A 13,452-nucleotide genomic window follows, 5' to 3' on the forward strand; every position below is an offset into this window, starting at 1 on the left:
TGTCCCCGACGCGTCCGGCGTGTCCGCGCGGCGCTCCGGGCGTGATCCCGGTGGGCAGCGGCGTCGTCGTCGACCGAGGGGACCCGTCCCCGCTGGCTAGAGTGGGGGCATGGCGGAGAACGCAGGAACTTCAGGGAAAACGACTGTGCAGCGCTTGGCCACCGAGTACGGGGTGGCCACCGAGTACCGGGGCTTCGACGGGGGAGTCGAGACCGTGCCGGAGCGGACGCTGCGCCGTGTGCTCACGGCACTTGGCGCGGACGTCTCGGACGACGACGCCGCGCGGCGCAGTCTGCGCGACCGCGAGCTGGCGCCGTGGCGCGAGCTGCTGCCGCCCGTGGTGATCGCGGAGGAGCAGTGTGAGGCCATCGTGCCCGTGGCCACCACGCAGGGGGACACCGTGCGGGTGCGGTTGTGGCCCGAGAACGATCCGGACGCGGTGCGCGAGCTGCACCCGGCGCCCGACGTGGCTCCCGAGACCCGCGAGGTCGATGACACGGTCCGCGAGCGCGTGCCCTACGAACTGCCCCGAGACCTCCCGCTGGGCTGGTACCGTCTCGAGGCCCGGACGGGCTCGGGGCAGCGCAATAGCATCGACGTGGCGGTGACCCCGCAGCGCCTCAGCACCACGGACCGGCTGCGCGGGCGCCGCCGGTGGGGCTACATGGCCCAGCTGTACTCGGTGATGTCCTCCCGCTCGTGGGGCGTGGGGGACCTCTCGGACCTCGCGTCCCTGGCCGCCATCAGCGGTGTGCAGGGCGCGGACTACGTGCTCATCAACCCCCTGCATGCCGCGGAACCCACGCCTCCCGTGGAGCCCTCCCCGTACCTGCCCTCGAGCCGACGCTTCTTCAACCCGCTGTACCTGCGGATCAGTGACGTCGCGGAGTTCCCGTACCTGCGTCCCGGGGACCGTGAGGTCGTGGCCCAACTCGCCGCGGTGCAACGCAAGGCCGTGCTGGACCCCAGCACGATCGACCGCGATTCCGCCTACGCCGCGAAGCTGAAGAGTCTCGAACTGCTGTTCACCGTGCGCCGTTCGCCCTACCGCCAGCAACAGCTCGAGGCGTTCGTGGCGCATGCCGGGCAACCCCTGCAGGACTTCGCGCTGTGGTGCGCCCTGCGGGAGGAACTCGGGGAAGACTCACCCCTGTGGCGGGACGAGGCGAGTTCCCCGGAGGCGCCGTACGCCCAGGAGGCGCGTACCCGGTTGCGCCACCGGATCAGTTTCCATGTGTGGTTGCAGTGGTTGCTCGACGAGCAGCTCGAGGCCGCGCAGCGTGCCGCGTACCGGGCCGGGATGGACATCGGTGTGGTGCACGATCTCGCGGTGGGGGTGCACAAGCAGGGCGCGGACGCTTGGGCGTTGCAGGACGTCCTGGCCCCCGGGGTGAGCGTGGGCGCCCCCGCGGACATGTACAACCAGCTGGGCCAGGACTGGAGTCAGCCGCCGTGGGATCCCCGCAAGCTCGCCGAGGCGGGGTACCGGCCGTGGCGGCAGATGCTCGGCAACATCTTCCGTCACGGCGGGGGTGTGCGGATCGACCACGTGGCGGGACTTTTCCGGTTGTGGTGGATCCCCGATGGCAACCAGGCCTCGGACGGGACCTACGTGTACTACGACCACGAGGCCATGGTGGGCATCCTGGCCCTCGAGGCCGAGCTCGCCGGCGTGGTGGTCGTGGGTGAGGACCTCGGCACCGTGGAGGACAATGTGCGCGAGTTCCTGGAGCGCAAGGGCGTGCTGGGAACCTCCATCATGTGGTTCGAGATGGACGGGGACGTCCCCCTGGACCCCTCCCGCTACCGCGAACTGTGCATGGCCTCCGTGAACACCCACGACCTCCCGCCCACGGCGGGCTACCTCGAGGGCGTGCAGCTGCAACTGCGCGAGGACCTGGGACTGCTCGCGCGCTCGCCGGAGGAGGAACGGGAGGAGGCACGCCGTCAGCTGGACACTTTCTTCACCGCGGTCGCGGATGCCGGCTATCTGCCCCCGGATGAGGACCCGGGGGAGCAGGCCAGGATCGAGGCGATCCACCGCTACCTGTGCGACGCACCGTCCGTGTTGATCAACGTCTCCCTCGTGGACGCGGTCGGGGAGAAGCGGATCCAGAACCAGCCCGGCACGAGCGACGAGTACCCGAATTGGCGGGTCCCGCTCGCGGACTCGGATGGCCGGCCCGTGATGCTCGAATCCCTCCCGGGGTCCGAGCGGGTCAATTCGCTCGTGGACGTGGTCAACGGCGCGCTGGGTACGCATCGCCGGGATCCCAAGACCAAGGCGCCGGAACAGCCCGAACACTGGGACGTGGCGGACCCGTTCACGGGCGAGTTCTGAGCACTCGCTCCGGCGCGATCCTGTCAGGGGGTTGCCCCGCCGGAGGGATTAGGTAAGAATTGCCTTACCTAATCTCCTGGGTGAGGGGATGGGGCCGAAGAAAACGTGTCGGGGTGGCGGACCGGGTCATGGACGGACCGCCACCCTCGCGTGTTTCCCGTTGTGTTCTTCGGCGGCTTTTCCGGGGGCTCTTCCCGGAGGGATTCTCCCCTGGGTGCGCCGTTCGTGGAGCCCGTCACGGCGGGGCGGACGAGTTGGTCCGTTGCGAACCAGCGGCTAGGATCGAGGGGCGCGCAATCGCACCGCTTCCGCCTTCGGATTTGCGAGCGAGTCCGTAGAAGCCTAGAATCTAAGGCTGTCGTGTGGTGGAGTCCATCTACCGGCGCCTTGATCTTCACCGTCTTCGTCGTAGCGAGTGCCCTGACCGGTACTGCCGCGGGGTAAACCCATCACGCCCGGCGCGCGAACGGTGGCATTTTCTTGAGGTGACGGACCACTCTTGGCTATGGCTGCCGGCGGAAAACCGCTCGGCGGCGACCATGCGTGCCGTCATTTCGTCGACATTGGACATTGGAGGAGAACACTATGGCAGCGCACTGCCAGGTGACCGGGGCCCAGCCGGGCTTTGGCCACAGCATCTCGCACTCGCACCGCCGCACCAAGCGTCGGTGGAACCCGAACATCCAGAAGAAGCGTTACTGGGTGCCCTCGTTGCGTCGCAACGTCACGCTCAACCTGAGCGCCAAGGGCATCAAGGTCATCGATGCGCGCGGCATCGACGCCGTGGTCAACGAACTCATCGCACGTGGGGAGAAGATCTGAGATGGCCAAGGACAAGGACGTACGTCCCATCATCAAGCTCAAGTCCACGGCCGGTACCGGGTTCACCTACGTCACCCGTAAGAACCGCCGCAACAACCCCGATCGCCTCGTCATGAAGAAGTACGACCCGGTGGTCCGCAAGCACGTCGATTTCCGCGAGGAGCGCTGAGACATGGCCAAGAAGTCAAAGATCGCCAAGAACGAGCAGCGCAAGGTCGTCGTCGAGCGTTATGCCGCCAAGCGCGCTGAACTGAAGAAGACCCTCGTGGACGAGAACGCGTCCCCCGAGGCTCGCGAGGAGGCCCGCCTGGGTCTGCAGAAGCTCCCCCGTGACGCTTCCCCCGTGCGCGTGCGCAACCGCGACCAGATCGACGGTCGCCCCCGCGGCACCTTCCAGCGCTTCGGGATCTCCCGCGTGCGCTTCCGCGACATGGCTCACCGCGGCGAATTGCCCGGTATCTACAAGTCCAGCTGGTAATTTCTGCACCGGAAGGACCCGACCCCCGGTCGCCCCTTCCCCAGCGAATGCCAACCCAGTCCAGGAGGACAAGCACATGGCTATGAACCGCAGCGAACTCGTCGCAGAGGTTGCCGAGAAGTCCGGTAGCACCCAGGCCGCCGTCAACGGCGTTCTCGACTCCCTGTTCCAGGTTTTCGAGAGCTCCGTTTCCAAGGGCGAGAAGATCACCATCCCCGGCTGGCTCTCCGTGGAGCGCACCGACCGCGCCGCACGTCAGGGTCGCAACCCGCAAACCGGCGAGGCCATCCAGATCCCGGCTGGCCACGGTGTCAAGCTCACCGCGGGCTCCAAGCTGAAGGCTGCTGTTTCCTCCAAGTGAGGTAAGACCAGCGGGTCCCAGGACCCGGTGCTCGAAGGGACCGTTCACTCACTCCGTGAACGGTCCCTTCGACATGTGCGCCACCCCACCCCTTCCGCGGGGCCGCCGGGTTCGTGGTTCCCCGCGCGGTGGCGCATAATGGAATCCCATCCTTTCCCCGTGAGTCCCGGAGGTGTTCGGTGTCCCCTCGCGCGCGCCGACTTGCCCGGGGCTGGGCGGCCGCCTTCGTGGCCACCACACTCGCGGCCGGTTCGCACGCCGCGGTGGACGGGACCTGGCCCTCCCCGCTGATCATCGCGCTGTCCATGTGTCTGGCGGCCCCGCTGTGCATGCTGCTGGCGGGACGGGTGCTCTCACGCTGGAGCGTGGCCGGTAGCGTCCTGCTGAGTCAGGCGCTGCTGCACACCCTGTACGCCCAGTCCGGCGGGATGGTCCACGCGATCGACTACACCCACCACCACGCGACCCCCACGGCGGACGGTCCCGCCGTGGTGATCTCGGTGTTGCCCGCGGCGCATCACGGGTGCGGCATGCTCGCCGCCCACGCCGTGGCGGCCGTGGCCACCTACGCTCTGCTGCGCCACGGCGAGACCGCGGCGTTCCGCCTGCTGGACGCCGTGTCCCTGCGCGTGCTGCGCATCCTTGTCCTGGCCCTGCGCCCGGTCACCACGGCCGTCCCGCGGCGGACCTCCTGGGCCTCGCCGCGCGCACTGGCCGATCAGCTCCTGCTCTCCTCCGTCTGCGGATACCGCGGACCGCCCGCCTTCGCCTAGGCATCGGCGGGAACACCCCTGGATCCGATGCCGCCCCGAGCATCCATCGCATCCATCGGCAGCCCACCTCGCGGCCCCCACGCCCCAGGGCGCAGGAGAGAACACCCATGAACCCTTCGTACTCAACACCACCTCAGCCACGGCGCACTCTGCGGACCCCGGCGCGGACGGGTGACACCGCGGCGTCGTCGGCCGCGCCGCACGCCCGCCTTTCGCAACGTTCGGTGACGTCGCTCGCGGCCCTGTTCGCCGCGCTGCTGGCCCTCGCGCTGGTCGTCACCACGGCGGGGCCCGCGAGCGCCCACGACGAACTTGTGCGGACCAACCCGCAGGCCGGCGCGAAGCTCGAGAAGGCCCCCACGGCGCTCGAACTGACGTTCTCCGGGAACATCCAGGACATCGGCAGCGAGGTCCGGGTCACCGACTCCCACGGCACGGACATGACGCGCGGCACGCTGGCCGCGCAGAACACCACGGTGTCCCAGCCGCTGCGCGAGGGCGGGGGCGAGGACGAGACCTACACGGTCACGTGGCGCGTGGTCTCCCAGGACGGGCACCCCATCGAGGGCACGTTCACGTACACCGTGGGCGACGGCGCCGCGACCGCTGCGTCCCCGGCCTCCGCGGCCTCTGCGGGCGCCTCCCAGGGCGCGGCCCAGGACGGGAACGGGTCCCAGGAGGACGTGAGCGGCACGGGCATCCCGAGTTGGGTACTGCCCGTGGCCGGTGGCGCCATCGCGCTGGTCCTGCTGCTGGTGATCCTGGCCTTCGCCACCCGCCCCAAGCAGCGCTGATTCCCTGACCCGGGCGGCCCGCCCGGATCATCCTTTTCCCGTCAGGCTCCCGCCGCCGCGCTCACGCGTTCCGGCGCGCCGCTGATGCGGCCCGTCACTGACTCGGCCCACCGTTGACTCGATACCGGCTCGATGTGATCGACGGACGTGACCGCGCTGCCGCTCGGACGAGCACCGTTCGTACGACACCGGCTGCTCTGGCACCCCGGTACTCAGGGAGCGGCCCGTGGCTCGGGCATCAAGTGGGCACAGCCCGTCTGTCGAGCGGGCATGGTCCCGGTGTCGAGTAGGCACAGTGCCGCGTCACTCGACGCCGCGTCCGACGACACGCGCAGCGGACGGGCGAGCCGGAGCACGATTCACTCCTAAGGACTCACATATGAACTACAACCTGAACACCACGTCCGTTCCCGCCCCGCGCCGTGCGCTGGCAGCTGTGGCCGTCGTGGGCCTCGGCCTGGCTACGCTGAGCGGGTGCTCAGCGCAGGGTGGGGAGGCGGCGTCGTCGCCCGCGGGGACGGACTCCGCGACGCACAGCACCGCCGCCGCGCCCCTGGAACTGAGCGACGGCTGGGCCAAGGCGGCTGACTCCGGGATGACCGCCGTGTTCGGCAAGCTCACGAACACCTCCGGGCAGGAGGTCACGTTCACCGGGGCGGGCGCGGACGGCGTCGCGCGCTCGGTCGAGCTGCACGAGACCGTGGCGGACGGCGGCTCCGGCGCCACGCAAATGCGGCAGAAGGAGGGTGGCTTCACCCTCGTACCGGGGGAGAGCCTGGACCTGAAGCCGGGCGGCAATCACATCATGCTCATGGGGCTCACGTGCTCGCTCAAGGCCGGTAGTGACCTCACACTGCAGCTGCGCACCGACAGCGGGACCCGGGACGTCACCGTCCCGGTGCGCGACTTCACGGGCGCGAAGGAGCGGTACGCGCCCGGCGAGGACGAGCACGCGGGCCACGGAGGCGAGCACGGCTCGGGGGACGGACACTCGTCGTCGGATGCCGCCCACGACCACGGGTCGCACGAGGGCATGAGCACGAGCCCATCCTCGAGCGCACTGCCCACGTGTCATGACCACTGATCGGGGCCCTTCCGCTTCGGGGTGGAGCCGGCGATCGTTGCTCACGGGCGCGGTCGCCGGCGCCGGCGCCACGGGACTGGGGGCGGTTTCCGCTGCGGCCCTCGGCGCCGTGGACCCCCGGCTCGCGGCGGCGGGACAGGACAGCCAACGGCCCGGGCTGCGGACCGAGGCCTTCCACGGCCCACGACAGGCGGGCGTGGCCACGCTGCCGCAGGCGTTCTGCGTGTTCATCGCCCTGGACCTGCACCGGGAGGTGGACCGGGACGCACTTCGGCGGTTGCTGCGCGTGCTCACGGACGACGCCGCGGCCCTCACGCAGGGCACCGCCCCCGTCAACGACCAGGAACCCTGGCTCGCCCAGAACCCCTCGCGGCTGACCGTCACGGTGGGTTTCGGGCCGCGGGCCATGGCCGTGATCGACGCCGGCCGGGCCCCGCAATGGCTCAAGCCCTTGCCCGCTTTCACGATCGACAAACTGCAGGACCGGTGGAATCAGGGGGACCTGTTGCTGCAGCTGTGCTGCGACGACAAGCTGACCCTGGCCCACGCCCAGCGGGTGCTGCTCAAGGACGCCCGGTCCTTCGCGACCGTGCGCTGGGTGCAGGACGGGTTCCGCAACACCGTGGGCGCCACCCCGGACGGTCAGACCACGCGCAACCTCTTCGGTCAGGTGGACGGCACCGTGAACCCATACCCGGGGGAGGCTGATCACGAGAAGGTCGTCTACGGTCAGGGCGGGTTCACCCCGTGGATCGAGAACGGGACATCCGTGGTGATCCGGCGGATCCACATGAACCTGGACACGTGGGACGAGGCCGACACCCCCGCGCGCGAGGACTCGGTGGGGCGCCGGTTGTCGAACGGCGCACCGTTGACGGGCGCCGCCGAGCACGACGAACCGGACTTCGAGGCCAAGGGTTCCCTGGGATTCCCGGTCATCTCGTCCTACAGTCATATGCGGCGTTCGCGCAGCGACAACCCGGACGAGAAGATCTTCCGCAGGGTGTACAACTACGATCTGGCGGTGAGTGATGCGTCCGGGCACAGCCGCTCCGGGGACGTCCGGGGCGGGGTGTCCAACACGGGGCTGATCTTCGCGTCCTACCAGTCGGACCCCGTGAAACAGTTCGTGCCCATCCAGCGGCGGCTGGCGCAGTTGGACATGCTGAACACGTGGACCGTGCCCATCGGATCCGCCGTGTTCGCTATCCCGCCGGGCTGCGAAGTGGGTGGGTTCATCGGGGACACGTTGTTCACGTGACCCGCGTGCGCGGAGCAGCACAACGAGAGAATCAACGGGCCGGAGGAATGCCACGATGAGTACCAGCGCACGCACCAGGGACACCGGCCCGCGCCGGGACGGATCGCGGGGCGACGTCGCTCCCGGCCGTGAGCGCGATAGCGCGCCGGATGTCGGGCGCCCGCTCGGCGCCGGCTCATCGAAGGGCGCGAGCTCGTCGAACGGCGCGAGTTCACCGAACGGCGGGACCGCTCCCGCGGGAGCGGTGAGTGTGAGCCCGTGGACCATCACGGTCGTGCTCGTCGCGGCCATGATCGGGATGACCGCGGCCCTGGTCTACGGGGGAGCGGCGGCCCCCCGGCAGGTCGCGGACCCGGGAACGCTCGTGCGCTGGGGGCTGCCCGTGGTGGAGACCGTCCACAACATCGCGATGACGGTGGTGATGGGCGGGTTGCTGCTGGCGATCGGCGTGGTGCCCCGTTTCGCAGACCGCTCCCGGAAACGGCCACCGCGCAACAGCAGGGACCAGGCGGGCGAACCGGAACACCCGGTCTTCCGCAGCGTCATGCAGCTCGTCGAGGCGGCGGCCGTGGTGTGGACCGTGGCGGCCGTGGCCGTGCTGATCTTCACGTACTCGGACGTCTCCGGATCCGGTATCGGCACGGGGGGCAACTACACCCAACAGTTGCTGCACTACATGACCGGGATCTCCACGGGCCAGTCCCAATCGGTGATCGTGATGGTGGCCGCCGTGGTCACGACCCTGGTTTTCGGCGTGCGGGCGCTGCTGGGACTGTTCTGCACCCTCGCGCTGTCCTTCGTGGCGATCGTGGCGCTGGCACTCAACGGTCACGCCGCGGGGGGTGCGGACCACATGGGTGCGGTGAACTCCCTGGGGCTGCACCTGCTGGGAGTGTGCCTGTGGGTCGGCGGGCTGCTGGTGCTGATCTGGGTGGGGCCGTTGCTGTCCCGTGAGTTCACGGTCAGCGGCCGCGGGGGCTCCCGCCACACCGATCCCCTGCTCGCGGTCGTACTGCGGCGCTACTCCGTGGTGGCTCTGGGTTGCTACCTGCTGGTGTTGCTCTCCGGGATCATCAATGCCGCGGTGCGTATCGGAACGTGGGAGCAACTGACGTCCTCCTACGGGATCCTGGCGCTCACCAAACTTGTGCTGACCCTGTTGTTGGCGCTGGCGGGTTTCGCGCACCGGCAGTGGCTGATCCCCGGGGTCGCGGACGGCTCCCGGTCCCGCGCGGCCACCATGTGGCGCGTGCTCGTGGTAGAAGTCGTGCTCATGGGGCTACTCATGGGCATCGCCACGGCCCTGAGCCGCACCGCCCCGCCCGTCCCGGAGGAGCTTGCACCGGACGCCTCCCCGGCGCGGATCCTCACGTGGTACGAACTGCCCCCGGAGCCCACGTTCGCCCGCTGGTTCACCACGTGGCGCCTGGACTGGTTCTGGGTGGCCGTAGTCGTGTTCATGGCCGTGGTGTACCTGTGGGCCGCGATCAAGGTGTGGCGCCGCGGGGACTCGTGGTCCGTGCTGCGCACCGTGTCCTGGTTCAGCGGGCTGGCTGCACTGCTCTACGCGACGAGCGGCGGGGTGGCGGTCTACGCCCGCGTGCTGTTCTCCGCCCACATGGTCGAACACATGAGCCTGACCATGATCGTGCCGTTGTTCTTGGTCTCGGGCGCACCCGTCACCGTGGTGCTCAAGGCCCTCGAACCACGAGGGGACGGTACCCGCGGTCCGCGTGAGTGGATCCTGCGTCTCGTGCACTCCACGTGGGGCAGGATCGTGACGCACCCGATCTTCGCGGCCGCGAACTTTGCGTTCTCGATCGTGCTGTTCTACTTCACGGACCTGTTCCGCTTCACGCTGCGCTACCACGTGGGCCACGAGTTCATGATGGTGCACTTCCTGTTCACGGGGTACATGTTCGCGCTCGTGCTGATCGGCATCGACCCCATCCCGCGCCGGCCCAGCTACCCCATGCGTCTCGTGCTGCTGCTCGCGACCATGGCCGCGCACGCGTTCATTGGCATCAGCATCATGAGCCTGACCACGGTGCTGCAGGCCTCGTGGTTCGGCAACATGGGCCGCCCGTGGGGTCCCAGCGCCCTGGACGACCAGCAGCTCGGCGGCATGCTCATGTGGGGGATCGGCGAGTTCCCCACGTTCCTGCTCGCCGTCATCGTGGCCGTGCTGTGGGCCATGGAGGGCGCCAAGGAGAACCGCCGGGTGGACCGGCAGGCCGATCGCACGGACGACGCCGAACTGCGCGCCTACAACGAGATGATGGCCGAGCTCGCGGAGCGGGACGAGCGGCGTCGTTGACGTCCGCCGGGACGGGCGCCGGCGAGGCCGGGCGGTTGGCGGACGGGTCCGCGGGGTGTGCGGGAGCGTCACGTAACGCACGGGAAGCTCTGCCCCGCGGATAACGTTGTCCCAGGAAGAAACCCTTGACCCCCGGTGGAAGGACCCAGACACCGTGACCTCCGCACGCATGAACACACCCGTCCGCGCCTCGGAACTTGAGGGCAGAGCCTGGCTGAACACCGGCGGTGAGCGACTGGACCTGCAGGCGCTACGGGGCAAGATCGTGATCCTGGACTTCTGGTCCTTCTGCTGCATCAACTGCCTGCACGTGCTGGACGAGCTGCGCCCCCTCGAGGAGAAGTACGCGGACGTGCTCGTGACCGTGGGCGTGCATTCCCCCAAGTTCGAGCACGAGGCGGACCCGGATGCACTGGCCGCGGCGGTGGACCGCTACGAGATCACCCACCCGGTGCTCGACGACCCCCGGTTGAGCACGTGGGACGCCTACACGGCGCGCGCGTGGCCCACCCTGGTGGTCGTGGACCCCGAGGGGTACATCGTGGCGCACCTCTCGGGTGAGGGCCACGTCCAGGGGCTGGAATCCCTCGTGTCCGAACTCGTGGCCGAGCACGACGCCAAGGGCACCCTGCACCGCGGGGACGGCCCCTACGTCCCGCGCCCGCAGCCCGAGGGGGACCTGCGCTTCCCCGGCAAGGTCGTGGCCCTTCCGGACGGTTCCTTCATGGTCAGCGACACCGGTCACCACCGCCTGGTCCATCTCGAGGAGGACCTCACCACGGTTCGTCGAGCCATCGGTTCCGGCACCAAGGGCTGGGCGGACGGCCCCCGGGACGCCGCGCGGTTCAACGAACCCCAGGGCATCGCGGTGCTCCCCGAACGCGTGCGTGCCGACGTCGGCTACGACCTCGTGGTCGCGGACACCGTCAACCACCGGCTGCGCGGCGTGGAACTGGGCACCGGCGCGGTGCGCACTCTGGCGGGCAACGGCGTCCAGCGCCTGCTCGACGACGCCCGCGCGCGCGGCGTGGACCCCAACGAGATCCCGCACGACGCCTCGGCCACGTCCGTGGCGCTGTCCTCCCCGTGGGACGTGACGTGGTCCGACGCCGCGGACACCCTGGTGGTCGCGATGGCCGGGACGCACCAACTGTTCTCGTTCGACCCGCGCACCGGGGCGCTCGCCGTGCTGGCCGGGACCGGGGACGAGGGACTGCGCGACGGTTCCGCGCCCGAGAGCTGGTTCGCCCAGCCCTCCGGCCTGGCTCAGGACGCCCACGGGGCCGTGTGGGTCGCGGACTCCGAGTCCTCCGCGCTGCGCCGTGTGCGCTTCGGCGAGGACGGGTCCACATCGGTGGAATCCGCCGTGGGACTCGGACTGTTCGACTTCGGGTTCCGGGACGGGCCGGCCGATCAGGCACGGTTCCAGCACTGCCTGGGGGTGTGCGTGCTCCCGGACGGATCCGTGGCCGTGGCGGACACCTACAACGGTGCGGTGCGCCGGTTCGACCCCGCAACCGGTGAGGTCTCCACGCTGACCCGCGGACTCGCTGAACCCTCCGACGTCCTGCTCGACACGAGCCACGACGAGCCCGTCCTGGTGGTCGTGGAGACCAATGCCCACCGCCTCGTGCGGGTGGCGGTGCCCAAGCAGGCCCAGACCGTGGACGAGGGTGCGGCCAGCATGCAGCGTAAGCGCACGCCGGTGGCCCCCGGGGAGCTCGAGCTCACGGTGCGGTTCTCGGCCCCCACGGGTCAGAAGCTCGACACCCGGTGGGGTGATCCCACGCAGCTGAAGGTGTCCTCGTCCCCGGAGGATGCACTCGTGCAGGGTGACGGGACGGCCCAGGGGCTGACCCGCTCCCTGCGGATCGCGGACGGTGTCACGGAGGGGGTCCTGCACATCACGGCCCGCGCGGCGGCGTGCGACGGCTCCCCGGACGGGGAGATCCCGGAGCACGCGGCGTGCCACCTGTACCAGCAGGACTGGGGGATCCCGTTCACGGTGGACCCGCAGGCCCCGGCAGGACTCACGCTGGACCTGCGCGGAACGGACTGAGCGGGGCCCACGGGCACCACGGCCCACCCTTCTCCCACGCCCCGCCCCGGGCGCACATGCACCCCGGGCACACCCGTCAGCGCGGCGCCCGCCCGTCAGCGCGGCGTGAGGGTCACCTCGTCCCCGGTGACCCTCACGTCCGCGCTCAGCAGGAACGGGACCTCATCGGTGACCTGGGATGTGGTGCCGTCATAGAGGTCCACCGCGGTGAACTCGATGCGCGCGATCCCCCGGCTGTCGGACACGTGCCAGCGGCCCGCGGCGGCGTCGTCCAGGGAGACGTAGGGCGTGGGGTAATCCTTGATGCTCCAGGAGACGCGGCCCTGGATGCGTCCGTCGAACTGGTAGGAGAACGGGCATCCCGCGGGGTAGAGGCTGTCCTGCGCGGCACACTCGTCCAGGTGCACGTGGATCTGTTTGTCCACCTGGTGAGTGAGGCGTTCGGACGGCTCGGCCTTGAGCTTCATGGTGGTGTTCTCCCGGGCGTCGCTCACGGCCGCCTCCTGCGGCTCGGCGCGCACCATGGGGGAGGTGTAGGAGCCCGTGTAGATCCCGGGGTAGAAGACCGCGAACTCACGGGAGGACCCGGGGAGCGCCACGGACGCGCCGTTGATGTCCACCGCGGTGGAACCCGGCATGGCCACGTTCATGGTGGGCAGTGTGGAGGGATCGAAGTCCCACACCGTGAAGAACCCCCATTGCGTCTCCGCGGGGTGGAGCGTGAACTCGGAGGACGCCTCATGACCGTTCAGCGTGTAGCTCGCCCGCACCACCGCCCGGTCCCCGGACAACGCGACGGTGCGCACGGATACGTTCTCGAGTCCCTTGCTTGCCTCGGCCAGGGGTTCGCCGTCCAACAGGGCCGCGTTGGAGTCCGGGACCTGGGCGTTGAGCAACCCCAGGGCCTTGCCGCCGTCGCCGGCCTGGAGGGCCTGGAAGTAATCGCGCACGTCCGTCTCAGGCCCGTACGCGTACTTGTTCACGAGCGCAATGGTCACAGCCGCACCTGCGAGCGCCAGCAGAATCAGGACGAACCATGCCCCCACGGCCCTGACGATGCGTTCACTGCGTTCCATGAGTCCCCACGTTAGTGGACGTCCCGGGGAGCGGGCCCCGCGTGTCCCGGCGGTAACCCGTCCGCTGCCGGGCCGCTAGGCTGAAC

At 69.6% G+C, this 13,452-nt stretch carries 12 protein-coding genes; 11 read left to right on the top strand and 1 reads right to left on the bottom strand.

The annotated features are described in order from the left end of the window. The first annotated feature begins 109 nt into the window (after positions 1 to 109). From malQ to Q9R22_RS06420, 11 genes are all read left to right on the top strand, one after another. On the top strand, positions 110 to 2,341 hold the full coding sequence (malQ, locus tag Q9R22_RS06370; protein ID WP_131332290.1) for a 4-alpha-glucanotransferase: 2,232 nt from the start codon (positions 110 to 112) through the stop codon (positions 2,339 to 2,341). Between the two features lie 585 nt (positions 2,342 to 2,926). Next, the gene (rpmB, locus tag Q9R22_RS06375; RefSeq protein WP_012397434.1) at positions 2,927 to 3,163 is read left to right on the top strand and encodes a 50S ribosomal protein L28; all 237 of its coding nucleotides are present in this window, start codon (positions 2,927 to 2,929) and stop codon (positions 3,161 to 3,163) included. 1 nt (position 3,164) lies between these two features. Further along, entirely contained in the window at positions 3,165 to 3,332 is a 168-nt protein-coding gene (rpmG, locus tag Q9R22_RS06380; RefSeq protein WP_012397435.1) for a 50S ribosomal protein L33, read from the top strand. Between the two features lie 3 nt (positions 3,333 to 3,335). Further along, a complete protein-coding gene (gene rpsN / locus Q9R22_RS06385; RefSeq protein ID WP_064847405.1) occupies positions 3,336 to 3,641 on the top strand; it encodes a 30S ribosomal protein S14 in 306 nt (101 codons plus the stop codon). Between the two features lie 76 nt (positions 3,642 to 3,717). Continuing rightward, positions 3,718 to 4,002 (top strand): HU family DNA-binding protein, encoded by a 285-nt coding sequence (locus tag Q9R22_RS06390; RefSeq protein WP_064847404.1) that lies wholly within the window; start codon positions 3,718 to 3,720, stop codon positions 4,000 to 4,002. A gap of 179 nt (positions 4,003 to 4,181) precedes the next feature. Next, entirely contained in the window at positions 4,182 to 4,775 is a 594-nt protein-coding gene (locus tag Q9R22_RS06395) for a hypothetical protein (RefSeq protein WP_131332291.1), read from the top strand. A 224-nt stretch (positions 4,776 to 4,999) separates the two neighbouring features. After that, positions 5,000 to 5,569 carry a copper resistance CopC family protein gene (locus Q9R22_RS06400; RefSeq protein WP_242670572.1) on the top strand — a complete coding sequence of 190 codons (570 nt, stop codon included), beginning with the start codon at positions 5,000 to 5,002 and terminating at the stop codon, positions 5,567 to 5,569. 379 nt (positions 5,570 to 5,948) lie between these two features. Continuing rightward, positions 5,949 to 6,653 carry a copper chaperone PCu(A)C gene (locus tag Q9R22_RS06405; RefSeq protein WP_131332293.1) on the top strand — a complete coding sequence of 235 codons (705 nt, stop codon included), beginning with the start codon at positions 5,949 to 5,951 and terminating at the stop codon, positions 6,651 to 6,653. Further along, on the top strand, positions 6,643 to 7,914 hold the full coding sequence (locus Q9R22_RS06410; RefSeq protein ID WP_131332294.1) for a Dyp-type peroxidase: 1,272 nt from the start codon (positions 6,643 to 6,645) through the stop codon (positions 7,912 to 7,914). The genes Q9R22_RS06405 and Q9R22_RS06410 overlap by 11 nt, the downstream gene beginning before the upstream one ends. Positions 7,915 to 8,203: 289 nt before the next feature. Further along, complete coding sequence (locus Q9R22_RS06415; protein WP_131333856.1) at positions 8,204 to 10,231, top strand: cytochrome c oxidase assembly protein; 2,028 nt, start codon at positions 8,204 to 8,206, stop codon at positions 10,229 to 10,231. 169 nt (positions 10,232 to 10,400) lie between these two features. Beyond that, on the top strand, positions 10,401 to 12,290 hold the full coding sequence (locus Q9R22_RS06420) for an NHL domain-containing thioredoxin family protein (protein WP_131333857.1): 1,890 nt from the start codon (positions 10,401 to 10,403) through the stop codon (positions 12,288 to 12,290). Positions 12,291 to 12,385: 95 nt separating this feature from the next. Here the strand turns inward: Q9R22_RS06420 and Q9R22_RS06425 are convergent, their stop codons facing one another. After that, entirely contained in the window at positions 12,386 to 13,366 is a 981-nt protein-coding gene (locus Q9R22_RS06425; protein WP_131332295.1) for a hypothetical protein, read from the bottom strand. Between the last annotated feature and the right edge of the window lie 86 nt (positions 13,367 to 13,452).

This window comes from Kocuria sp. PD6, assembly GCF_031844145.1.
GTDB lineage: Bacteria > Actinomycetota > Actinomycetes > Actinomycetales > Micrococcaceae > Kocuria > Kocuria marina.